This is a genomic window from Providencia rettgeri (assembly GCF_001874625.1).
Classification (GTDB): Bacteria; Pseudomonadota; Gammaproteobacteria; order Enterobacterales; family Enterobacteriaceae; genus Providencia; species Providencia huashanensis.
Map to the genome: position 1 here is coordinate 2,529,175 of NZ_CP017671.1, position 23,855 is coordinate 2,553,029.

20 protein-coding genes are annotated in these 23,855 nt (G+C 38.0%); 9 read left to right on the forward strand and 11 right to left on the reverse strand.

The features are described from left to right. The first annotated feature begins 26 nt into the window (after nt 1-26). The 4 genes from trpB (at nt 27) to RB151_RS11705 (ending at nt 6,919) form a co-directional block, all read left to right on the forward strand. Entirely contained in the window at nt 27-1,217 is a 1,191-nt protein-coding gene (trpB, locus tag RB151_RS11690) for a tryptophan synthase subunit beta (protein WP_042843659.1), read from the forward strand. Beyond that, on the forward strand, nt 1,217-2,023 hold the full coding sequence (trpA, locus tag RB151_RS11695) for a tryptophan synthase subunit alpha (RefSeq protein ID WP_048607265.1): 807 nt from the start codon (nt 1,217-1,219) through the stop codon (nt 2,021-2,023). The genes trpB and trpA overlap by 1 nt, the downstream gene beginning before the upstream one ends. A gap of 490 nt (nt 2,024-2,513) precedes the next feature. Beyond that, complete coding sequence (locus RB151_RS11700; RefSeq protein WP_042843656.1) at nt 2,514-4,673, forward strand: filamentous hemagglutinin N-terminal domain-containing protein; 2,160 nt, start codon at nt 2,514-2,516, stop codon at nt 4,671-4,673. Between the two features lie 563 nt (nt 4,674-5,236). Further along, complete coding sequence (locus RB151_RS11705) at nt 5,237-6,919, forward strand: ShlB/FhaC/HecB family hemolysin secretion/activation protein (RefSeq protein ID WP_071548129.1); 1,683 nt, start codon at nt 5,237-5,239, stop codon at nt 6,917-6,919. A gap of 356 nt (nt 6,920-7,275) precedes the next feature. On the opposite strand, the gene ompW is transcribed toward RB151_RS11705, so the two are convergent. Then, complete coding sequence (gene ompW, locus RB151_RS11710; RefSeq protein WP_042843655.1) at nt 7,276-7,926, reverse strand: outer membrane protein OmpW; 651 nt, start codon at nt 7,924-7,926, stop codon at nt 7,276-7,278. Between the two features lie 416 nt (nt 7,927-8,342). Between ompW and RB151_RS11715 the strand changes: the two genes are divergently transcribed. Next, complete coding sequence (locus tag RB151_RS11715; protein ID WP_042843654.1) at nt 8,343-9,095, forward strand: YciC family protein; 753 nt, start codon at nt 8,343-8,345, stop codon at nt 9,093-9,095. 108 nt (nt 9,096-9,203) lie between these two features. Here the strand turns inward: RB151_RS11715 and RB151_RS11720 are convergent, their stop codons facing one another. After that, nucleotides 9,204-11,018: a SulP family inorganic anion transporter gene (locus RB151_RS11720; RefSeq protein ID WP_080750848.1), complete on the reverse strand. Its 1,815-nt coding sequence runs from the start codon at nt 11,016-11,018 to the stop codon at nt 9,204-9,206. A gap of 225 nt (nt 11,019-11,243) precedes the next feature. Here RB151_RS11720 and RB151_RS11725 point away from each other — a divergent pair, with 225 nt between their 5' ends. After that, the gene (locus RB151_RS11725; RefSeq protein ID WP_042843653.1) at nt 11,244-11,801 is read left to right on the forward strand and encodes a septation protein A; all 558 of its coding nucleotides are present in this window, start codon (nt 11,244-11,246) and stop codon (nt 11,799-11,801) included. A gap of 68 nt (nt 11,802-11,869) precedes the next feature. Here RB151_RS11725 and RB151_RS11730 read toward each other — a convergent pair whose 3' ends face one another. Further along, nucleotides 11,870-12,067 (reverse strand): YqaE/Pmp3 family membrane protein, encoded by a 198-nt coding sequence (locus tag RB151_RS11730; RefSeq protein WP_042843652.1) that lies wholly within the window; start codon nt 12,065-12,067, stop codon nt 11,870-11,872. 279 nt (nt 12,068-12,346) lie between these two features. Here RB151_RS11730 and yciA point away from each other — a divergent pair, with 279 nt between their 5' ends. Then, nucleotides 12,347-12,775, forward strand: a complete 429-nt coding sequence (gene yciA / locus RB151_RS11735; protein WP_042843651.1) for an acyl-CoA thioester hydrolase YciA — start codon at nt 12,347-12,349, stop codon at nt 12,773-12,775. A gap of 71 nt (nt 12,776-12,846) precedes the next feature. Here the strand turns inward: yciA and RB151_RS11740 are convergent, their stop codons facing one another. Next, nucleotides 12,847-13,581, reverse strand: coding sequence for a TonB family protein (locus RB151_RS11740; RefSeq protein ID WP_042843650.1), 735 nt, complete (start codon nt 13,579-13,581; stop codon nt 12,847-12,849). A 125-nt stretch (nt 13,582-13,706) separates the two neighbouring features. Beyond that, entirely contained in the window at nt 13,707-13,880 is a 174-nt protein-coding gene (locus tag RB151_RS23205) for a YciY family protein (protein ID WP_129465958.1), read from the reverse strand. A gap of 287 nt (nt 13,881-14,167) precedes the next feature. Between RB151_RS23205 and cls the strand changes: the two genes are divergently transcribed. Continuing rightward, the gene (cls, locus tag RB151_RS11745; protein WP_048607274.1) at nt 14,168-15,628 is read left to right on the forward strand and encodes a cardiolipin synthase; all 1,461 of its coding nucleotides are present in this window, start codon (nt 14,168-14,170) and stop codon (nt 15,626-15,628) included. A 22-nt stretch (nt 15,629-15,650) separates the two neighbouring features. Beyond that, entirely contained in the window at nt 15,651-15,983 is a 333-nt protein-coding gene (locus RB151_RS11750; protein WP_042843648.1) for an HI1450 family dsDNA-mimic protein, read from the forward strand. 77 nt (nt 15,984-16,060) lie between these two features. Here RB151_RS11750 and oppF read toward each other — a convergent pair whose 3' ends face one another. The 6 genes from oppF to RB151_RS11780 all read right to left on the reverse strand — a co-directional run bounded on the left by oppF (nt 16,061) and on the right by RB151_RS11780 (nt 23,337). Continuing rightward, nucleotides 16,061-17,062 carry a murein tripeptide/oligopeptide ABC transporter ATP binding protein OppF gene (gene oppF, locus RB151_RS11755; protein WP_042843647.1) on the reverse strand — a complete coding sequence of 334 codons (1,002 nt, stop codon included), beginning with the start codon at nt 17,060-17,062 and terminating at the stop codon, nt 16,061-16,063. Then, nucleotides 17,059-18,048, reverse strand: coding sequence for an ABC transporter ATP-binding protein (locus RB151_RS11760; RefSeq protein ID WP_042843646.1), 990 nt, complete (start codon nt 18,046-18,048; stop codon nt 17,059-17,061). Before RB151_RS11760 ends, oppF begins: the two co-directional genes overlap by 4 nt. Nucleotides 18,049-18,058: 10 nt before the next feature. Then, nucleotides 18,059-18,967, reverse strand: a complete 909-nt coding sequence (gene oppC, locus RB151_RS11765; RefSeq protein ID WP_042843645.1) for an oligopeptide ABC transporter permease OppC — start codon at nt 18,965-18,967, stop codon at nt 18,059-18,061. A gap of 14 nt (nt 18,968-18,981) precedes the next feature. Beyond that, nucleotides 18,982-19,902, reverse strand: coding sequence for an oligopeptide ABC transporter permease OppB (gene oppB / locus RB151_RS11770; RefSeq protein WP_042843644.1), 921 nt, complete (start codon nt 19,900-19,902; stop codon nt 18,982-18,984). 72 nt (nt 19,903-19,974) lie between these two features. Further along, nucleotides 19,975-21,615, reverse strand: a complete 1,641-nt coding sequence (oppA, locus tag RB151_RS11775; RefSeq protein WP_042843642.1) for an oligopeptide ABC transporter substrate-binding protein OppA — start codon at nt 21,613-21,615, stop codon at nt 19,975-19,977. Between the two features lie 99 nt (nt 21,616-21,714). Then, a complete protein-coding gene (locus tag RB151_RS11780) occupies nt 21,715-23,337 on the reverse strand; it encodes an ABC transporter substrate-binding protein (RefSeq protein ID WP_187265074.1) in 1,623 nt (540 codons plus the stop codon). Nucleotides 23,338-23,855: the final 518 nt, after the last annotated feature.

The window sequence follows — 23,855 nt, forward strand, 5'->3', positions numbered from 1 at the left end:
TTAATTGACGAGATGGATAACAAACAATGAGCAAATTAGATCCGTATTTCGGCGAGTTTGGTGGACAATATGTCCCAGAAATTCTTATTCCCGCTTTAAACCAATTAGAAGATGCTTTTATTGAAGCGCAAAATGATGCTAGTTTTTTGCAAGAGTTTCACGACCTTCTTAAAAACTACGCAGGTCGCCCTACGGCCCTGACACTTTGTCAAAACTTAACCGCTGGTACAAAGACCAAATTATACTTAAAGCGTGAGGACTTATTACATGGTGGTGCCCACAAAACCAACCAAGTATTAGGCCAAGCTTTACTCGCCAAACGCATGGGCAAAACTGAAATTATTGCGGAAACAGGCGCAGGACAGCACGGCGTGGCAACTGCTTTAGCTTGCGCATTATTAAATATGAAATGCCGTATTTATATGGGGGCTAAAGACGTTGAACGCCAATCGCCTAACGTATTTCGTATGAAATTAATGGGAGCTGAAGTTATCCCTGTGTACAGTGGTTCCGCCACACTCAAAGATGCATGTAATGAAGCATTGAGGGACTGGTCTGGTAGCTATGATAATGCCCATTATCTATTAGGGACAGCCGCAGGGCCTCACCCTTACCCAACCATTGTACGTGAATTTCAACGCATGATAGGCGACGAAGCAAAACAACAAGTTCTTGAAAAAGAAGGTCGTTTACCTGATGCCGTTATTGCCTGTATTGGTGGTGGCTCCAATGCGATTGGTTTATTTGCCTCATTTATACCAGAAGAAAACGTCAAATTAATTGGTGTGGAACCTGCAGGATTGGGAATCGAATCAGGCCAACACGGGGCACCATTAAAACACGGTCGTGTAGGCATATATTTTGGTATGAAGTCCCCAATGATGCAAACCAATGAAGGGCAGATTGAAGAGTCCTACTCCATTTCTGCGGGGTTAGACTTCCCTTCTGTTGGCCCTCAACACGCACACTTAAATAGTATTGGTCGAGCCGAGTATGTTTCCATTACCGATGATGAAGCACTTAATGCCTTCAAGTTATTATCTCGTAAAGAAGGTATTATTCCTGCATTAGAATCATCGCATGCACTCGCTTATGCATTAAAAATGGCAGAGCAACAACCAAATAAAGAACAATTACTCATCGTAAATTTATCAGGCCGTGGAGATAAGGACATTTTTACAGTGCATGATATTCTGGCCAGCAAAGGAGAAATTTAATGGAACGTTATTCCCAACTTTTTGAGCGTTTAAGCCGTAACAATCAAGGTGCATTTGTTCCATTTGTTACATTAGGCGACCCTGATGCTGAGTTATCGTTAAAAATTATCGATGCATTAATTTCAGGTGGTGCAGATGCTTTGGAAATAGGCATTCCTTTTTCTGATCCTCTCGCTGATGGCCCTACGATCCAAAATGCCAATTTACGCGCATTTAAAAGCGAAATTACTCCGACTATCTGTTTTGAGTTATTGGGCCGTATAAGGGAAAAGCACCCTACTATACCAATCGGCTTATTGGTATATGCGAATTTGGTGTTTACTAATGGGATTGAAAACTTTTATATCCGTTGTGAGAAAGCAGGTGTTGATTCCGTATTAGTTGCAGATGTTCCAATGAATGAGTCAAAGGCTTTCCGTGAAGCAGCTTTAGCGCACAATATCGCCCCAATTTTTATTTGCCCGCCAAATGGTGATGATGCATTGTTACAACAAATTGGGCAATATAGCCGTGGATACACTTATTTATTATCTCGTGCAGGTGTAACAGGTACAGAGAAACGTGCGGAAATGCCGTTAACTCACTTGATTGATAAGTTAAATCAGTATCAAGCAGCGCCTGCATTACAAGGCTTCGGTATTTCAGAACCGGAACAAGTTAGAGAAGCGATTAAAAATGGTGCGGCCGGCGCTATTTCTGGCTCAGCTATAGTAAAAATCATTGAAAATAACCTAAATAAACCTGATGTTCTGCTAAAAACATTAACAGAATTTGTATTTAAAATGAAATCGGCAACACAGAAATAACTTTAACTATCTTTTAAGAGACCGTTATTAAAAATAACGGTCTCTTATTTAAAAATGAAAATTAACTTTAATGATACTTATAATACATATCTACTATTTATAAATCCCTCCACCCCAATTAAAAATATATTTCTTTAAAATTAGGAATGATTAGATTAAATATTAACCTCGTTTTAATACGCATAAATAACTTTCACCAATCAATTAGTTACGGAAATTTAAAGCTAGGTATTACCACTTTAGTATATTCACTTAATAATCTGTAGCAGAGTAAACGTTATTTGTTGTTTTTATTTGTTATTATGTTTTATTTGTTATAAAAGACTACACTTTATTTCATTATGGCATTTAAATCTCCCACCTCCTGAACAATTAGACTTAAGCACAATTAAATTTTAATAAAAACCAATATAACGCATAATTTTCACGCTTTAATAGCAATAATTTTAGCTATTTTATTTTATCTATAGTCTATATTTAGGAATATTTTATGAAAAAACATTCTGATAAATCAATCGGACATCCGATACTAAAAATCAAACCACTCTTTTTAAGTGTATCTGTTATTTTAGGCTCTATTTCCGTTGCTCAAGCTGCTGTTGTAAATACTAATGGCGCAGGTGTATTAAACCAAGTTAACGGCCCAACAATTGTTCATATTAAAGGAGCAAGTGATAAAGGCGTTTCCCATAACATTTATAGTCAATTCGATGTTGACCAAAAAGGTGTAATTCTAAATAACAGTGCTGCCAATACAAATACCACTCTAGGTGGTCAAATCAATGGTAACCTAAACTTAAATAATGGTAATGGACCTGCTAAAGTTATCTTAAATGAAGTCAATTCAAATAAAGCCAGTGTACTTGGCGGTGTAATTGAAGTGGCTGGAACTAATAAAGCACAAGTCATCGTTGCTAATGCATCAGGTATCACATGTGATAATTGCGGCTTTATTAATACTGACCGTGTGACTTTAACAACAGGTAAGCCAATCGTTGCAGGTGGTGATCTCCTCGGTTATAACGTAGAAAAAGGCCAAATCATTATTAATAGCCGTCTACAATCTGATTCACCAACTGACATTATTGCCCGTTCAGCAGTAATCCGTGGAGATATCCACGCTGAAGAAGTTAATGTTGTTGCTGGTAATAACTTTGTAGATGCGAGTGGCAAACAAGTCACTAAAGTACAAGGTGTTGGTTACCCAACTAGCGTAGGTGTTGATATTGCCGCTATGGGTGGTATGTACGCAAATAAAATTACCTTAGTTTCAACTGAAAGTGGTACAGGTGTTTCTAATAAAGGTAGTTTAGTTGCAGGCGCTGGCGGAGTTAATATTGATTCTACTGGTTTAGTATACAACCAAAGTTCTAGAATGAATTCATCTGGTGGTATTAATATTAAAGCAAATGGTTTGTCTAACTCATCGACTATCCTTGCTAATGGGGATATTGACATTATTACTAATAATTCAGATCTGAATAATGTTAATGGTCAAATCAAATCAAATGCAGGAAACATTAAATTAACTGCTTCAAGAGTAGATAATAGAAGTGGTATTATCAACGCACGACAAGCAATGAGTATTGTAACATCAGGTAATATCAACAATAGTAATGGTTCAATTAGAACGAATAGCGGCGATCTTAATATTAAGGCTTCTGGTACAATAGATAATATCTATAATCTACGCAACAACGTCATAAATGTTGATGAGCGTGGAATTAGAGCAGGTAATGATTTAACAATAAACACCTCGAAACTCTATAATAATAACTCTACTGTATCTGGTCGCGATGTCACCATTAATGCTCGCGATTCTATCTATAATTCTAGTGATAGCCAGATCATTGCTAAAAGAAAAGTTACCCTTGATGCAGCTTCGCTGCAAAATTACAATTCTCTGATCAAATCAACGAATGGTCTAACTAATATTAACCTTTCTGACACTTTGACAAATGATAGCTATGCTGCAATTTCGAGTGGTAGAGCTTTAAATATTGATGCTAATATCATTAATAACAAAGGTTCTCTATCTGCTAGTGCTGGAAAATCTAAATTTAATGCTTATACCCTAAATAACCAAAATGGATATATTAAAGGAAATAATTTAGATATTAAAACTACAAACTTATCAAATAATGAAGGATTAATTGCTGCGGACTCTAATGTTGTTATTAATACTACTAGCTTAAATAACTCTAGATCTACCGGATTTAATAGTTATGCAAGCAAGTTTGGAGTAGCAGGACATTCTGGCGGAATCTATGCTAAAGATGGCTCTGTCACTATCAAAGCTAATAGCGCAAATAACTATAGCGGTATTATCGTAGCTCACAATAAAGATGCTCTATCAAATGGTGGTGATGTTAATATTACCTTAAGAAACGATCTTGATAACCGTTATGGTACAATTCAAGGTGCAAATACTATTAAATTAGACGTGAATAAATTAGACAATTCTAATTCAGGTCTAGTTCAAGCGGGTAAAGACCTTACTATTGATGCATTTTCTCGTGTTGATAATTACTCCGGTGGTCGTTTAACTTCATTGGGTACAACGACTATCACTAGTCCAGTTATTAGTAATAGCTCTAATGGAACAATCTTAGGTTCAATGGTTGTTTTAAACACTTATAACTATTATTAATTAAATTAACAAGGGGGGCATAAGCCCCCCTAATATTAACTCCAAATTAGAGTGTGGTTTAAATTAAAAATACCTAGTTGACCATCTAGTCATTATTTCTTATACCAACACAATAATCTTAAGGCAATCTGATAATTAATATTATTCCAACTAAATACCCCCCTCTCTTACATTAAGTAAAAAAACTTATTTAAGCTAATTTAGTGTAAATGCAACCGATTGATTCATTTAAAATTAATGAGTTTCACAATAGATTTATTGCATATTGAGTGAAATATCGGAACTAACTACTTTTTTATTTCCTCCGTTCTCAGTTAGTATAATTAATTATTAATTATTAAAATTTTATCGCATAATTTATAGCAAATGAAACCATACGTAAATTCGATTAATACTCAACAATAAATTTATTATAGGGATATATATATGGAAATAATATTAAAAATAAAAAAATACAAGATTACTCCGATATGAAATAATGAAATACTTTTCATACCTTTCTAATTAACAATATTTAATCATAAGAACAATTTTATTGTTTCAATTTAAAAAATGTGGTGCTCATGAATTTTCGATTTCTTTTTTTATCGGCAACCTTGTTGTCTTTTCCTTTATATGCATCAGGAAATGCCTCTCAGGTGTTAGACCAACAAATCAATAATCAAAATAGCCAAGATAGGTCTCGGCAACAACAAGTTCAACTAGAAACAAAAGACGCATTAAGCAAAACAAGAGAACGAGATAATAATATTCTAGTTTTTGACGATGAAAAAGATTGCTTTGACATGAAGCAGGTCATTTTGCTTTCTGAACCTAAACTCCCTTCCATGCGACCTTTAGAAACTTATGCTAATCAAGTGGTAGGAATTTGTCTAGGTATCAATGGCGTCGAAACCTTAGCTAAAGGCTTACAAGATAAGATTATAAGATCAGGTTATGTCACTACCCGTGTGACTATTCCTGAACAAAATATTAGTAATGGGACTTTAACCTTACAAATAATTCCGGGTAAAGTCTCAAACGTACAACTGGCGAAAGACAGTGATAGCTATATTACCTTAGGTGCGATTATGCCCGCAAAAGAAGGTGACCTTCTCAATATTCGCGATATAGAACAAGGACTAGAAAACCTTGAGCGGATCCCTGGCGCCAAAGCTAATATTGAACTAAGACCAGGCAAAGAGTTTTCCACAACGGATATTGTTATCCAACGAGAAAAATCGCCCCACATCAATGTCGGTGGTTATTATAATAACTCAGGAAGCCGCCAAACTGGTAAAGATCAGGTTGGTGTAACGGTATATGGCAATAACTTAACCAGTTTAAACGATACCCTCTATGTCAGCGCGGGTAAAAACCTAAAAAACCAAGCTCGCAATAGCACAAGTAACGCGGCTATCTATTATGCTGTCCCTTACAATTATTGGCTATACTCACTTTATGCAAGTAAAAGTGAGTATAAACAGACAATTAATGATACTATGGCTAGCTATAAATATTATGGTGATAGCAAATACTTTAATGCTACAGCAAGTAATGTATTTCTTAGGGGGCAAACTTTTAAAGATACCGCATCACTTCAGCTTATAAAGCGTAAGTCTAAATATAAATTAGAAGATGTTAGCCTACTCTCACAACAACGGGATCTAACTAGTATTAAACTCGGTGTTAACCATAGACAAAATATTGATAATGCGACTGTTGATGCTTCAATATATTATCAACGCAATGTTCCTTGGTTTGGTGCGGAAGAAAGCTGGGATATGCGTTATGGTGATGTAAGTACAATGGGACGTGTCTTATCCGCTGATATTTCAGGTATGATCCCTATTGTTTTTGATGATTTCATTATGAGCTATAACCCGCAATTATTTGTACAATATTCACCGGATCGCCTAACTATTCAAGACCAGTTTTCATTAGGTAACCGCTGGACTGTACGTGGGTTTGATGAAGAATTCTCATTAATTGGTGATAAAGGCTTCTATTTGCGTAATGAGTTTAATTTCTACGTACCTGGTTTTTCTTTCTACCCTTATTATGCGATTGATTATGGCCGTATATTGGGCGGTGTTTATCCTTTAGGCTTATACTCTGATGACCAACTATTAGGGACGGCTTTAGGGGTTAGAGGAAATATCAAGATATTCAGTTATGACCTATTTTTAGGTGTCCCACTGTATAAACCTGATGAATATGAAACCAATAGTGTCAATGCTGGTTTAAATGTTCAATGGTTCTGGTAAAATTAATTTAATATTTAAGGTTGACTGTAAATCACTACTTTCAGCCTTTTTTATTTTATGCCCTACTATTTAATTTATTCGTTTTCATCTTGTATTTTAAAAAATTCAACAGCACCAAAATAATCACATATCGAAAAAGTCCCCCTTTGCTATCACTAAAAATATTATACTGATTATAACTTAGCCTCCTTCATCTACGTGTTAATTATTTTTTATTTTTGCTTTCATGTAATTTTATTAAATATAAGACGTCATTAAAAACAAAAAATCCGAGAATATAAATATTCTCGGATTTCCTACTGCAATCTAATCCATTAGAATTCAGGTACTACCCTGCATTGCATCCTATCAAAAACTTAGAAGCGATAACCTGCTCCGAACATAAATACAAATGGGTCTAAACGAGTGTCAACTTTATACTTCTCACCACCCGCTTTAAATTTCACGTCTGATTCAATATTCATCCACCACAGTGATGCGTTTAACATCCAGTTGTCAGTCAGCATATAATCCATACCAGCTTGTGCTGCAAAGCCCCAAGAGCTTGACATGTCTAGATCAGATAAACCTGCATTTTTTCCGGTAGAATTGAATTTCTCATCAAAGAAAAAGGTATAGTTAACACCTGCACCTAAATAAGGACGTAACTTATCTTCTTTACTACCAAAATAATATTGAGCCATTAAAGTTGGTGGTAAATGTTTTACTGTTGCAATATTACCCGTTGGGCCGGTTCCTACTTTATGTTCAAATGGAGTTGCAGCTAATAATTCCACACCAATATTATCGGTGATCATATACCCAAAAGTTAAACCTAATTGAGTATTATTATTAGCACCAAATGTACCTAGGTTACCTAGACCATTAATTTTTACATCATCTCCTCCAACATTTGGTCTGACTGTTGCAGTACCAGCGCGGAAAAGAAAATCGCCAGCTTCATGTGCAATAGAAACTGCTGGAGCTAAAGTTGCAGCTGCTAATACAAGCGCAGTGAGTTTTTTCATTATCAATCCCATTCCTGTGTTTTTATTTTAGGAAAATATACCGTATTATTTAAATTGATGTTCAAATCAAGATCACATCTTTTGCTTATTTATAGGCAACCCGATAAATATGAGTTTATTATTTCATTTATATTTTTTTTAATTTTGATTTAAATCAATTTTTAGGAAATAACCAATAAAATATAAAATTGATTATAATTTATTTATATTAATCCTGCATTTTAAACATGCATTAAATATACAACATAAGTAATTATCTTTAGATTTTGCGCATTAACTTACTTATATTGCTCCAAATATCTTACTGATTAGAGTTGTTAACATTCCGAATTTTCTTATCTTTCTCTACCTCTAGCCCTGATACTCGGTTACAATTGGCTGAAACTCTTGACCCGTTTGTAGATAGGAGCAGTTAAATGTCCATTTCGGCCAACTCACTCATCAGTGATAGCGTCAATTTTTTTAAAAACCAATTGAGTGGCCTGTTTACTATTGTGTTGTCAGCAACCGTAGTAAGCCTTGCGATTTACGCAATGATGATCCCTAGCGAGCAAATGATAGGCGTGCTAGCGCAAGCACAGACTAAAATGATTGAGTCTGGTAACTCCGGCTTACAAGACTGGATACTAGGCCTTTCAGAAGAAGATAAAAGTAGTATCTTACGCGTTTCTTTTGGGTTAATTCTCTCGGTTACTCTGGGCAGTTTAGTCCTTATTTGCGGCACTCTATCTTATATTGCTGGTCTGTCTCGTGGTGAACACCTATCGGGTATTCAGGCGCTCACCGCATCTTTAAACAAAGCACCATCAATGTTTCTTCTATTAGTTGTTTGCTCTTTACTTATCCAATTAGGTATCACCATCATGGTGCTACCTGGAATTGTATTAGCTATTGGCTTCTCTTTAGCCCCTGCTATCTTAATGAGTGAGCGTACAAACCCGTTTAGTGCTATGGGTAAAAGTTGGAAAATGGCTTATGCAAACTGGCGCATTGCATTGCCAATGGTATTAATTTGGATGGCTGCACAAATGCTGGTTAGCGTTCTCTTGGGTAGCTTAAATATGAATCATATTGCTGTTAACGGGGTTTCCTTCTTACTTAATAATTTCGTTGCAGCCTTTGCTTTAATTTATTTTTATCGCCTATACATGTTAGTCGCTAAGAATTGATCTAAGGGTAAATGGGGGATCTAATCCCCCATTTATCTTCGCGTTATTAAACACCGAATAAGGCCCATCAAGTATTTTATTCCTAAAAACACCCTACCAACACATTAATCATACTTCTTTGGGCTGTTCTGGCTCTAGGTCAATTTTTGAATTCAGTGGTTCAGTTTTTTCACCATCGAATGTCTCTAACGATTTTCTGTCTGCTTCAGACTTTCTATCTTCAACTGTTTTTATTTGTACTTGCTGTTTACTCTGAATAAGTCGAATAGCAAAATAAATATCAGGCACAACCAATAAGTCATCATCAGAGCGACTGATTTTATTTTGTTCCAACCACCGTTTTACCGAAGTCCTACGACCTGCAAGTACAAGAGTTACCCCTTTGGCTTTCAATGAGGTAACAATATCATTTAGCGCTGAAAATACGCTCACATCATTATGCGTGAAGCTAACTGCCGCATCCACAATTACCCAAGCAGGCCTTTTTAATTGATTATCTATATGCTTGTTTAATCGTTCTTTAAAATAATTCACGTTAAAATAAGTTAATGGTGAATTAAACCGATAAATTAAAACCCCATCAATTTGTTGAATACCATTCTCAGGCGCCATAGAATGCAGCATTCCTTGTTCATCGACACCTAATAACTGGTCTGTAGGCCTAAATATTATCCGAATAAACTGCAACAACCCCAATAATACCGCCAACCCCACACCACTAATTAACCCGACAACAAGTACAGCGCATAGCGTAAACACGCATAAGAAAAATGCCTGTCGATTGCGTTTACGCATCGAAAAAATACTACGGAAGCTCAATAAGGAAAATGTCGAAATAATCAGTACCATACCCAATGCAGGCATCGGAATATATTCTAATAAGTTTATTGAAAAAAGTAAGACAGCTAAAATAGTTAAAGCCGCGACAATAGAGACTAACTGAGTTTTCCCCCCCATCATATCATTCACTGCAGTACGGCTGCTTGCTGCGCTTACCGCAAAGCCTTGCGCCAAAGCGGATGCAATATTCGCTACGCCTAATGCCCTAAGTTCTTGGTCTGCATCAACCGTGTAGCCATTTTTACTGGCAAAACTGCGGGCAGTCATCATAAAACTCACAAAGCTAATCACCGCTAAGTTTAAAGATGGGATAACCAAATCACGAATTAGCCCCGGAGGGAAATCAGGCAGCGGAACATACGGAAGCCCATCACCTAAATCACCAACAGTACTCACGCCATATTGCTCAAGATTAAATGCAACACTAGCCGCGGTGGCTAAAATCATTGCAATGAGTAAAGAAGGCCATTTACTGCGAACACGCTTAATCGCAAGCGTAATCGCTAACGTCGTCACCGCAACTAATAATGTCGGAATATGTGTCTCTTTTAATGCTAAAGGTAAAGCGACTAAACGTTCAATAAAACCGGCTGGTAATGTACTGATACCAAAAACCTTACTAATTTGACTAACGATAATAGTTAATGCAACCCCATTTAATAACCCTTGCAATATGGGGCGAGACAAAAAGTCAGCGAATGTTCCCAAGCGAAATTTAGCTGCAATCAAACACCAAATCCCTGTCATGAAGCTCATTACCATGACCAATTGCCAACGGACATCATCATCCCCCATCGCAAGCGGTGCAACTGCTGCTGCAATCACCGCACAGGTTGCTGCATCGGGGCCGATAATCAATTGTTTGGATGTCCCAAATAATGCATAAAAAAACATGGGTAAAATACAGGAGTAAAGCCCAACGATTGCATTCATCCCCATTAATTCGGCATAAGCAATTGCGACAGGCAAAGCAACAGCAGCAACAGACAAGCCTGCTTTTACATCAGGGCCAAGATCTGAAAGTTGGTAATTAAACAGCGTTTCTAACCCTGGCATCCAAGCAAACAGCTTCGCCTTTATCATTGATGAAAAATACCTATAAATTAGTAAGTTAAATTAGCTTTAACACTATATATAGCTGAACTAATAAAGTTTATCTAGAAGTAAGTCAAATAATAGTAAAATAGTGCAAATATCTTTGGTAACAAAGCGTATTTATTGGTAAAAAGGTGCAAACTTTTAACAATTATGGTCAAAATCAGTTAAACTACTCCATTATCTTTACGTTGAGGCGCTTTATTCACTGTTATGAAACAACTTATTGATTTTATCCCTTTAATCATATTTTTCATCGTCTATAAAAGATATGACATTTTCTACGCAAGTGGCGCACTAATGGTAGCAACACCTCTTGCTTTGTTAGCGACATACCTTATTTATAAAAAAGTTGAAAAGGTGGCGAAAATCACCTGTGCAATCGTAATGGGGTTTGCAGCTTTAACCCTTATATTTCATAGTGATGCCTTTATTAAGTGGAAAGTCACCATCATTTATGCAGCCTTTGCAGGAGCATTATTGTTTAGCCAATGGTTTACTGAAAAACCATTAATTCAAAGAATGTTAGGTAGTAATCAAGAAATTAAACTTGCTGACAGCTATTGGACTAAACTAAATAGCGCTTGGGCTATTTTCTTTATTTTCTGTGCTCTTCTCAATATCTATGTTGCATTTTGGATGGCACAAGATATTTGGGTAAACTTTAAAGTGTTTGGTCTTACTGCTGGTACGTTGATATTTACTGTACTGAGCGTTGTCTATATTTTTAAAAATATGACTAAAGAGCCGATAGAAAAACACGAAGAGTAATACTGGTGATAAAACACAAAAAAAACCTGCAAATATTATTTCGCAGGTTTTTTTTTACTCGTTAAATATTAATATCGCTTCTCACCAAATGCTTTTTCAATTTTTTTATCTGTATTGTATTGCGATAACGCATATACTGACCAAATTGCAGCCGGTAGCCAGCCAATAAGTGTTATTTGAAGAACCAAGCAAATAATGCCAGCAAAAGGACGGCCTATCGTGAAAAACTGTAACCAAGGTAATAATATTGCTAATAACAGTCTCATGTTATCTCCCACAGTGAGTTACCAATATTAATTTATTATAGTATAAACAATCTAATCAGTTGACTAAACGTAAAACACACTTCCTGTTTATTCTTTGCATAACTATATCTTTTTGGTGAATTTAGAAGCAACATGGCGGGTTTCCCCTCTTATTTTTACATTAAATCAATTATAGGTGCGTAAACAATGGATAACTTAATGGTTATTGTTTACGACTACATATGTAATTTGCTATAAATGCCAAATCAATATGTTTATCCTTTTTAATAAGAGTCAAATATGCAATTACCAAACGGTGAATTGGTTTTACGAACGTTAGCCATGCCCGCAGACACTAACGCAAATGGTGATATTTTTGGTGGCTGGTTAATGTCGCAAATGGATATTGGTGGTGCTATTTTAGCTAAAGAAATTGCACTTGGCCGTGTGGTCACCGTCGCTGTAAATGGTATTAAATTCCAAAAGCCTGTTGCGGTAGGGGATGTCGTTTGCTGTTACGCCCGTTGCTTAAAAACAGGCAAAAGCTCAATCACTATTAATATCGAAGTGTGGGTAAAAAAAGTGGCTACAGCACCTGTTGGTCAACGATATCAAGCCACTGATGCGGTATTCACCTATGTTGCTGTCAATGACGACAATACAACTAGGGCACTCCCCATAGAAAAACAACATTTTCAGTTAGCAAGTTCAGAACAACAGTTTGATTAATTGATATTATTTATAAAAAAGCACCTTGCGCAGTAATGGCATAAGGTGCTTTTTTTATGAAAAACGAGTGCCTAAACTTGGCTCACAGTTCCATCCAATTTGAAGTAAATCTCCGTTACATACCCTTTAGCAGGTTGTTTTTCATAAGCCCAGCGGTTCATGGCACGTTTAACTTCGCGTTCAAATAAACCTTTCGGTGAAACTTCAACAAACTCAATATTGGTAACCCGGCCTGAGTCGTCGATATCATAACGTACTTTAACATACCCTTCTTTACCTAAACGACGGGCGCGGTCCGGATACATTGGTGGCTGTTTATGTAATGCTTTTGGCCCACTTTTATTCGAGGTTTTGCTGCTTGTTCCTGCATTTTTTGCTGTAGTAACCGCATTATTATTAGTTTTAGGCGCATCTGCATCGGACTTTAAGTTGCTCATCGCCAGTTGTTTTTCTACTGGCTTGACCTCTTCTTTAATTTTTTTCTTTTCTTCCTGTTTAGGTTTAGGTTTAGGTTTCTTTTTCACCTCAGGTTTTTTCTTTGGTAATGCAATGACTGGCTCAACAACAGGCTCCGGTTCGGGCTCAACAACAGGTTCTGGTTCAACAACCGGCTCTGGCTCTACTGGCGTCTCAACAGGTTGAGCAGGCTCAGATGCAGGTTCAGGGGCAGCAAAACTAATCATTGCTATCGTCATTGGTTCAGGATCTCTGGCCAAATTAGGTTGATTAAAAATCCATGCCATCGCAAGGCCTGCATGAATAGATAATGAAATGACGATAATTAAAGTCCAACGGATCCAACGCATATGCAATTTCTACCTACACCAGTCTAACTATAATAATATGCCCAATAGTTTAAATGCAAATAGCAATCATATTCAATAAGCTTTGTCATACAAAGTGAAAAATGTGAATGTGCGCTTTAATAACCTTATTCAATCCATTGAGTAAAAAGTAGCGAATGGCGACGACGGTACACATCGATTTTGCGCATTGTATAAATGTGCATATTCCGTCTAGAATGCCCTTCCAGCCAGCGTCTACGGCGACGAAGGGTCTGCCTTAACATCCGCCAGCGCCCCACTTCATGCCTACTACGTCTCATTTTATTTTGTCCTTTTATCATCAAAAAATAACGTCAAAAAAATATTATATTCTTTTGTAAAAAAGAACCAAGGGGAACTTTTTGAGACAGTTTCTCTTACAATTTAATATCTCATTGATATTATCAATATATGCAATCATTATTTCCTAATGATTTTGCCTATTTCACAAAGCTTTTACTGCAAAATTTTGCTAAATTCTATTAAGTTGATATTTTACTAACGGTTTTTTTAACTAGGTCGTCTTTCTTTAACCCGATTCCCTTATCAGTGAGGCATGTGATCCACTATGGCAACCGTCTATACACTTATGAGTTGGCTTTTATTTTTCCTTTATTGGCTAATCATTGCAGCAGTCACTGTCCGCATTTTAGTCAAAAGAAGGCCTGTCACCTCTGCCATGACATGGCTTCTGATTATCTATATTCTCCCTTTAGTCGGTATCATTGCTTATGTGGCTTTTGGTGAACTCCACCTCGGAAAACGCCGTGTTGATAAAGCGCATCATATGTGGCCTTCTGTTGCTACATGGCTGGAAAATTTACGCAGTTCAAAACACATCTTTGCAACCGAAAATAGCCGTGTCGCTGAGCCACTTTTTCAATTAGTGGAAAAACGTCAAGGAGTTGCTGGTGTTAAAGGCAACCGAATCCAGTTATTAACTACATGCGAAGATTCACTGAAAGCGATTGTCAATGATATCAACAACGCCCAGCACTCTATCGAAATGGTGTTTTATATTTGGCAGCCGGGTGGCTTAGTCGATGGTGTTACCGAAGCTTTATTGAATGCGGCAAAGCGTGGCGTTAAATGCCGTATTATGGTCGACTCAGCAGGAAGTTGGCATTTTTTCCGGAGCGACTACCCAGCAAAAATGCGAGCTGCTGGCATTGAGTTTGTTGAATCTCTTAAAGTCAATTTAATGCGTTTTTTCTTACGCCGCATGGACTTACGTCAGCATCGTAAAATAATCGTTATTGATAACTATATTTCATATACTGGAAGTATGAATATGGTTGATCCTCGTTATTTTAAACAAGATTCGGGCGTCGGTGAGTGGGTTGATATTCTCGTTCGCATGGAAGGTCCTGTCAGTACAACCCTCGGCATTGTCTATGCCTTTGACTGGGAAATGGAAACAGGCCAACGTGTTCTCCCACCGCCACCAGACAGCAATATAATGCCATTTGAGCAAGCAAACGGTCATACCACCCAAATTATCGCATCAGGCCCTGGTTTCCCCGATGAACTGATCCAACAGTCCTTAATGACAGCAATGTTTTCCGCTCGGAAACAACTGATCATGACGACCCCTTATTTTGTGCCAAGTGATGATTTACTCCACGCGATTTGCACTGCAGCAATGCGCGGTGTAGATGTTAGTATCATTATGCCGCGTCAAAATGATTCTTTTCTTGTACGCTGGGCAAGCCGTTCATTTTATAGTGAATTATTAGAAGCAGGTGTTAAAATTTACCAGTTTGAAGATGGTTTGCTGCACACTAAAAGCGTCCTTGTGGATGGGGAGCTCAGTCTAGTTGGTTCGGTTAACTTAGATATGCGTAGTTTATGGTTAAACTTCGAAATTACCGTGGTCATTGATGATAAAAGTTTTGGTAGCGATCTGACACTAGTACAGTATGATTACATCGCTCGTTCAACACGGTTAGAAATTGAAGAATGGGAACAGCGCCCTTTCTGGAATCGTGTCGTTGAACGTATTTGTTACTTCTTTAGTCCATTGTTATAAATTGAATTAATTAGGAAAGGTCATGACAGAAAAACAATTTACCCGGTTAATTGATGAGGATGACATCATTGAAATTGCTTATGACCTGTTTCTTGAAGGTGCAATGACCCATTTAGAACCCGCAGATCAACTCATTTTTGCGTTACAGTTTGAAGAACTAGGGGCGGCAGAAATAGCCCCTTTGAGTGATAATTGGCAAAATATCATCACGGAACAAGTTGATTTAAATGCATTAAGTGAAGTGGTTATTGGGCTGGCTGAAACCCCTGATGCAGAACTGAATGATATTTTTGCCCGTATTTTAATTAGCCGTCACCCTTCTAAACCATTTCATCACATTTTATGGAAAAAATAGCGTAATAACCGCTATGGCTAACAAATAAAACAGAGCAAAACGCTCTGTTTTATTTACAACAAAATTAATGTTATCCCTTAAAGCGGGTCAATTTTCAAACAAGATACCGCATGTTTAAAGCTCCCTTCTAGCAAGGGTCGTGTTTTTGCGCACTCTTCATCTGCTAATGGGCAACGGGTTCTAAACACACACCCGGAAGGTGGGTTTATGGGGGATGGCAACTCCCCTTCAAGTAGCTCAATTTCTTTGTTTTTTTCTTTATCGGGGTCAGGAACTGGCACCGCAGACATGAGAGCCCGAGTATAAGGATGCAAGGGGTTATTATACACCTCATCATATGTACCAAGCTCTACCGCATGCCCCAGATACATAACCAATACACGGTCAGAAATATGCTTAACGACAGCTAAATCGTGAGCAATGAATATTAATGATAACTTCATTTCCCGTTGTAATTCTTGCAACAAATTAACCACTTGTGCTTGAATGGAAACATCCAATGCAGATACGGGTTCATCACAAATCACTAATTTAGGCTCTAAGATCAGTGCCCTAGCAATACCTATTCGTTGACATTGCCCACCTGAAAATTCATGAGGATAGCGGTTAATCAAATTTGGCAACAGCCCTACACGCATCATCATTTTTTTCACTTTTTCGGTGACTTCAAGCTGTGACATTTTAGGATGATACGTTTTCAACGGCTCAGCAATAATATCCCCAATCGTCATACGCGGGTTTAACGACGCTAATGGATCTTGAAAAATCATTTGGATATCACTACGTACACGCCGCCATTCTTTATCGCTTTTACCTAATAAGTTTTGCCCTAACCAACTCACCGTGCCATCTGTGGCTTTGACTAAGCCAATCAATGCCCGAGCAAATGTCGATTTACCACATCCCGACTCACCCACAACACCTAAGGTTTCGCCTTCATACAGCCGCAATGTTACCCCATCAACGGCCTTTAAGCTTTTATTAGGTTGCCAAAACCATTGTTTTTTATCCCTAATCTCAAAATGGACTTTTAAGTCGTTCACCTCTAATAAAACCGGCCTATTCTCATGAGTGCTCATACAAGTTCCTCCATAGGCTTAAAGCAGGCGCGTAAACGTGTTTGTTCAAAGGTTGTTAATACGGGTTCATTATCCACACACTGCTGTGTGGCATATTGGCAACGCGGTGAAAATGGGCAACCCTTGGGTAACCTTAATAAGTTTGGTGGATTACCCGGTATTGTTGCTAGGCTCTCATCATCACCGTCAAGACGGGGAACCGCAGCTAATAAACCAAGAGAATACGGATGAGAAGGATGATAAAATATATCTCGAGCGGTACCATATTCCATCGTTCGCCCAGCATACATCACAAGAACTTTATCGCAAACGCCAGCTACTACCCCAAGGTCATGCGTGATCAGAATAATCGCAGTATCAAATTCTTGTTTTAATTCATTAAGCAACGTCATGATTTGTGCTTGCACAGTAACATCAAGCGCCGTTGTAGGCTCATCTGCTATTAACAACTTAGGCTGACATAATAATGCCATAGCAATCATCACTCGCTGGCGCATTCCCCCTGAAAATTCATGAGGATACATATTCATCCGTTTACGCGCTTCAGGCATTTTAACTGCATCAAGCATCCTAACAGACTCTTCAAAAGCCTCATTTTTACTCATACCCTTGTGAAGCATTAAAACTTCAGATAATTGAGTGCCAATTTTTAAATAAGGATTGAGCGATGTCATTGGGTCTTGAAATATCATTGAAATTTCTTCGGCCCGCATCCGGTTTAATTCTTTCTCCCTTAAATTCAGTATTTCACGTCCATTAAATACCGCTGACCCATTGATCCGGCCATTTTTAGCTAATAGACCCATTAATGCAAAAGCAGTTTGTGATTTACCAGAACCCGATTCACCGACAATGCCGAGTGTTTCCCCTGCACTTAACTCAAAATTTAATTTATTAACCGCCGTTACACTGCCATCTTGAGTGGCAAAATTAACGCTGAGATCTTTTACTGATAACAGAGGGGTTTTTATTGCATTATTTGACATGTGTTTCCCTCTAGCGATCTTTCGGGTCAAGAGCATCGCGCAGCCCATCCCCGATAAAGTTAAAACAAAATAGTGTAATGACCAAGAAACCCGCTGGGATCAGCAATAACCATGGAGTAACCTCCATTGAATTAGCCCCATCACTGAGCAAAGCCCCCCAACTACTTAGTGGTTCTTGCGTTCCTAACCCCAAAAAGCTTAAGAAAGATTCAAATAAAATCATACTTGGTACTAATAATGAGGCATATACCACAACAACCCCCAAAACATTAGGGACAATATGGCGTAAAATAATCTGCCGCGTACTGACACCACAAACAAGGGCTGCCTCGATAAACTCTTTACGTTTTAATCCCAGTGTTTGCCCACGCACAATACGTGCCATATCGAGCCATGAGACCATACCAATCGCCACAAATATCAATAAAATATTTGCACCAAATAAGGTCACTAATAAAATGACGAAAAACATAAACGGAAATGAGTTTAAAATTTCTAGCAAGCGCATCATCAGGGAATCAACCTTCCCGCCAATATAACCTGCCAATGAACCATACAAAGTACCAACAATAACTGCAACTAACGCAGCTGCAACCCCAACCATTAAGGAAATTCGCCCACCAATCGCAACTCTGACGAGTAAATCTCGACCTGATGCATCAGTGCCAAAATAGTGCCCCGTCGCCATATCTGGTGGCATGGACATCATTTCCCAATCGGTATCATCATATAAAAATGGGGATAGCATAGGGGCAAAAATCACAAACATTGTGATTAAAAATAACACAAACAAACTGACGATTGCGGCTCGATTATGGATAAAGCGACGCCTTGCATCCTGCCATAAACTGCGCCCTTCAATATCTAACTGCTCCGAAAAATGCTCCAGAGCTTCACTATTTTGCTGATTCGATATCATAGCGTTTCTCCGGCTTAGTAACGAATTTTAGGGTCAATAACGGCATACAACACATCAACAATTGCATTAAATGCAATGGTTAATACACCCACTAAAATTGTTAAACTTAGTACTAATGAATAGTCACGGTTAAGTGCCCCATTAACAAAAAGCTGGCCAATGCCCGGTAAGCCAAAAATTGTCTCAATGACCATTGACCCCGTAATGATCCCAACGAATGCAGGCCCCATATAAGAAAGCACAGGAAGCAAAGCCGGTTTCAATGCGTGACGTAGAATAATAGTTCTTAGGGGTAACCCTTTCGCGCGTGCAGTACGAATAAAATTTGAGTGCATAATCTCGATCATCGACCCGCGAGTTATACGGGAAATACTAGCAATATAAGCTAATGACAATGCAACCATGGGTAAAACCATGTGTTTAAGGTTACCGCCATCCCAGCCACCACCAGGGAGCCATTTCAAATGAATGGCAAAAATCAGCACCAATAGTGGTGCTACAACAAAGCTGGGGATGACAACCCCCGTCATGGCAAACCCCATGACTGTAAAATCCCATTTAGTATTTTGGTTTAGCGCCGCAATAACCCCGGCTGAAACACCAAAAAGAACCGCAATAATAAATGCCGTTGCACCTAACTTTGCTGACACTGGGAAAGCCTTAGCGACGAGGTCATTAACACTATAATCTTTGTATTTAAATGATGGGCCAAAATCCCCTTTGGATAACTGAATCAAATAATTGAAATACTGTTTATACATTGGGTCATTGAGATGATATTTAGCTTCAATGTTGGCCATAACTTCAGGCGGGAGTTTACGTTCCCCTGTAAAAGGGCTTCCTGGCGCCAAGCGCATCATAAAAAATGAGATTGTAATAAGGATCAGTAACGTCGGGATCGCTTCTAGCAACCGACGCAAAATGAATTTAAACATTGCTCTTTCCTACATCTATTGCCTATTAGGCTAATATCTGGCTCCACACTAAATGGAGCCAGAACAAGTTTATTAGTGTTTGATAATATATAAGTCTTTAGTATGCAGGTTATCTAACGGGTCTTTGCCACTGTAACCACCAACATAAGGTTTTACCAAACGCGTATTAACGTAGTAGTAAAGAGGAACAACACCTGAGTCTTTATCGAGTAATTCTTCAGCCTGCTGATAGAGCGCCGCCCGCTCTTCATCTGTTTTGACTTGCAATGTTTTTTTCATTACGGCATCAAAATCTGTATTTTTATAGTGAACGGTATTATTACTGCTGTAGGAAAGTAACATATTGAGGAAAGATGACGGTTCATTATAATCAGCACACCAACCAGCACGAGCAACATCATAATTACCTTGATGTCGGCTATCTAAAAAAGTTTTCCATTCTTGGTTTTCTAATTTAACTTCCGCGCCTATATTCTTTTTCCACATAGAAGAAGCGGCTATTGCGATACGTTTATGTAAATCTGAAGTGTTGTACAGTAAATTGAATTTTAATGGGTTCCCTTTATTGTAGCCGGCCTCTTCAAGTAACTGTTTGGCTTTTTCATTGCGTTGCTCTTGGGTCATATTCGCATACCAGTCAGGCTTTTCAGCTTTCATTCCGCTGGTAAATGGAGGAGTAAAGCCATACGCTGGGATATCTCCTTGCGCCTTCACTTTATAAGTAATGATATCTCTATCCATGGATAATTTTAGAGCTTCACGGACTTTCGGATCATTAAACGGTGGTTTCTCATTATTGATTTCATAATAGTAAGTACACAGATATGGGCTCACTTTTAACTCATTTGGCATATTTTGTTGTAAGCTTTTAAACTGCTCAATCGGTAAATTACTATAAGTCATATCGATTTCACCACTACGATAGCGGTTAACATCAGTCACTTCGGAAGAAATCGGTAAGAAAGTCACTTGGTCAATCACAGTATTCGCATTATCCCAATAACTAGGGCTACGCTCTAACACAATACGTTCATTCACCGTCCAACCTTTTAATTTATACGCGCCATTACCCACGAAATTTTGTGGCTGAGTCCATTTTGCGCCATGCTGTTCGATGGTTTTTTTATTCACTGGCGACATAGATGAGTGAGCTAATAACTTAGGAATATAAGGTACGGCTTCGCTAAGTGAAATAACTAATGTTTTATCATCAAGAGCCTTAACACCAAGCTCTTGAGGCTTTTTCTTACCTGCAATAATATCGTCAACATTTTGAATATGTGCATACTGTAAGTAACTTGCGTAAGGTGATGCCGTATCAGGGTCTGCTAAACGTTGCCAACTATAGACAAAATCCTCTGCTGTGACAGGGTCACCATTGGACCATTTTGCATCATCACGTATTTTAAACGTCCACTCTTTAAAATCTTTATTTTCCCAGCTAACTGCTGAGCCAGGTAAAATCTCACCGTCAGGGCCGACAATTGTGATCCCCTCAAAAAGATCCCGCGCTAATGCTGACTCAGGTACCCCTTCAATTTTATGCGGGTCTAACGATTGAGGTTCCGACCCATTATTACGCACCATCACCTGCTTCTCTGCAAGTTCCACACCCGCAGGAACAACTGCCGCAAAACTCGTCGCTATTGACCCCACAGCCAGCCCTGCGGTCACGCTAAGTGCAATAATCGATTTATTGATTAATTTACTCATCTTATCGGTTACTCCCGTTCATATTTATTATGATTGTGTGTTGTTCATATTCACTAAAACCTAGAATAGTGAACACTTTTTATAATTATTTAGATATTATTAATTAGGTTCATTTATATATAACCGTTTAATATCCGTATAATCAAGAGGGTCTTTGCCTTTAAATCCATTAATCGTAGGTTTTATCATGCGCGCACTAACGCGATAATAAACAGGAACTATGGCCGAGTCTTTGTCCAACAAGGCTTCAGCTTGCTGATATATATCATGACGAGATTGGTCATCAGGAGCAGTTAAAGCCTGTGCAAGTAACGCATCAAAAGCAGGATTACTATAAAATGCAGTATTATTACTATTTTGTGACAACATCATGTTTAGAAAAGCAGTAGGCTCATTATAATCTGCACACCAAGTCGCTCTAGCGACGTCATAATGGCCTTCATGACGGCTTTGTAATGACGTCTTCCATTCTTGGTTTTGTAAAGTCACCTGCGCCCCTATATTTTTTTTCCACATAGAGGCTGCGACGATAGCTTGCTGTTTATTCTGATCAGAAGTGTTATAGAGTAATGAAAATTTTAACGGGTTTGCTTTATTATAACCGGCTTCTAAAAGTAACTCTTTGGCCTTCTTATAACGCTGTTCTTGGGTTAAATCGGCCCATTCAGGTAACGTAAAATTCCCATTATTGATAAAAGTTGGTGTAAACCCATAAGCTGCGACTTGCCCTTGCGCCATAACTTTATTGGTTATTGTCTCTCGATCTAACCCTAGCTTAATTGCCTCACGTACTCGTGGGTCATTGAATGGCGGTTTCTGGTTATTTATTTCATAATAGAATGTACATAAATAAGGGCGAACATACAGTTCATCCGGCTTTTCTTGCTGCATTTTTTTATACAGAACAGGCGGGATTGCAGAATTGCTGATATCTATCTCACCACTACGGTAACGGTTAATATCACTGACCTCTGAGGTAATCGCTAAAAATGTAGCTTGGTCTATACGGCTACTGTCATTGTTCCAATAATATGGGTTACGTTTTACTACAATACGTTCATTAACGACCCACTTATCAAGTAAATAAGCCCCATTGCCTACAAAATTTTGTGGTTGAGTCCATTTTTCACCGTGCTGCTCTATTGCCTTCTTATTAACAGGTTTCAATGATGTATGAGAAAGCATATCGACAAAATAGGGAACTGGATGGCTAAGTGTCACTTGTAAATGCTGAGGATCAAGCGCTTTAACACCCAACGCCGTCGGAGGTAATTTACCGGCTAAAATAGCATCGGCATTTAAAATATACGCATTTTGTAAATAACTCGAATAAGGAGACCCTGTACTTGGGTCCGATAACCGCTGCCAGCTATAAACGAAATCTTCAGCAGTAACTGGCGTACCATCACTCCATTTAGCCCCTTGCCGTAGAGTGAAAACCCACGTTATATAATTGTCATTTGTCCAACTTTCCGCGACCCCAGGCGCTACTTTTCCGTCGATATCGCTGTAAACTAACCCTTCAAGTAAGTTTAAAATAATATTGCTTTCTGGTACCCCTTCCACTTTATGAGGATCAAGTGATGTGACTTCTGAGCCATTGTTTATCGTGATCACCTGCGGTGACTTAATTGCCGTATCTGTCGCATTAGCCTGAAGCGTAATAAATAATATCGAGAGTGCACCAAAACCCATTTTTGATTTGATCATCATATCCCTCATGATTAATTGATGGCGCTATCACTGCATTAGCAGCCTTCTCTACAAAATTAGTTGATTGTTATAACTATCAAGTTTGCTGTTTATTAAAGTAAATAGCGCTCTCCCCAATAAATATCAATAACAAGTTTTTAACATTTTTGCGCATAAAAACTTTATATGAATATTCAAATAATCATGCAAAAGTAAAAAATATACTTTAATAACATTATGATAAAAAAATTACTGCACCCAAAAAGCAGTATCGCCTTTTTTGTGGTTCCAAACATATCATTAACAAACACTAATTAGAATAGTGAATAAATTTACGTAGCTCACAATTTCTTACTTTTTATCCCTGCTTTAGCAAAAAATGCGACATATAATTACAGTTAACATATTTGTTATCCGTAATTGTTAATTACTCTAATTTTGAGGACATCTGAGGGTAATAAAAGTAGTCTGTATATGAATGGTTAGTATTCAGAAGTAGAAAATACAATTCGAGGGAATGTTGGCTGCAACAAACCACTGCAACCAAC

Coding starts and splice junctions, on each gene's coding strand:
- trpB (WP_042843659.1), top strand. CDS start 27: ATGAGCAAATTAGATCCGTATTTCGGCGAGTTTGGTGGACAATATGTC.
- trpA (WP_048607265.1), top strand. CDS start 1,217: ATGGAACGTTATTCCCAACTTTTTGAGCGTTTAAGCCGTAACAATCAA.
- RB151_RS11700 (WP_042843656.1), top strand. CDS start 2,514: ATGAAAAAACATTCTGATAAATCAATCGGACATCCGATACTAAAAATC.
- RB151_RS11705 (WP_071548129.1), top strand. CDS start 5,237: ATGAATTTTCGATTTCTTTTTTTATCGGCAACCTTGTTGTCTTTTCCT.
- ompW (WP_042843655.1), bottom strand. CDS start 7,926: ATGAAAAAACTCACTGCGCTTGTATTAGCAGCTGCAACTTTAGCTCCA.
- RB151_RS11715 (WP_042843654.1), top strand. CDS start 8,343: ATGTCCATTTCGGCCAACTCACTCATCAGTGATAGCGTCAATTTTTTT.
- RB151_RS11720 (WP_080750848.1), bottom strand. CDS start 11,018: ATGATAAAGGCGAAGCTGTTTGCTTGGATGCCAGGGTTAGAAACGCTG.
- RB151_RS11725 (WP_042843653.1), top strand. CDS start 11,244: ATGAAACAACTTATTGATTTTATCCCTTTAATCATATTTTTCATCGTC.
- RB151_RS11730 (WP_042843652.1), bottom strand. CDS start 12,067: ATGAGACTGTTATTAGCAATATTATTACCTTGGTTACAGTTTTTCACG.
- yciA (WP_042843651.1), top strand. CDS start 12,347: ATGCAATTACCAAACGGTGAATTGGTTTTACGAACGTTAGCCATGCCC.
- RB151_RS11740 (WP_042843650.1), bottom strand. CDS start 13,581: ATGCGTTGGATCCGTTGGACTTTAATTATCGTCATTTCATTATCTATT.
- RB151_RS23205 (WP_129465958.1), bottom strand. CDS start 13,880: ATGAGACGTAGTAGGCATGAAGTGGGGCGCTGGCGGATGTTAAGGCAG.
- cls (WP_048607274.1), top strand. CDS start 14,168: ATGGCAACCGTCTATACACTTATGAGTTGGCTTTTATTTTTCCTTTAT.
- RB151_RS11750 (WP_042843648.1), top strand. CDS start 15,651: ATGACAGAAAAACAATTTACCCGGTTAATTGATGAGGATGACATCATT.
- oppF (WP_042843647.1), bottom strand. CDS start 17,062: ATGAGCACTCATGAGAATAGGCCGGTTTTATTAGAGGTGAACGACTTA.
- RB151_RS11760 (WP_042843646.1), bottom strand. CDS start 18,048: ATGTCAAATAATGCAATAAAAACCCCTCTGTTATCAGTAAAAGATCTC.
- oppC (WP_042843645.1), bottom strand. CDS start 18,967: ATGATATCGAATCAGCAAAATAGTGAAGCTCTGGAGCATTTTTCGGAG.
- oppB (WP_042843644.1), bottom strand. CDS start 19,902: ATGTTTAAATTCATTTTGCGTCGGTTGCTAGAAGCGATCCCGACGTTA.
- oppA (WP_042843642.1), bottom strand. CDS start 21,615: ATGAGTAAATTAATCAATAAATCGATTATTGCACTTAGCGTGACCGCA.
- RB151_RS11780 (WP_187265074.1), bottom strand. CDS start 23,337: ATGAGGGATATGATGATCAAATCAAAAATGGGTTTTGGTGCACTCTCG.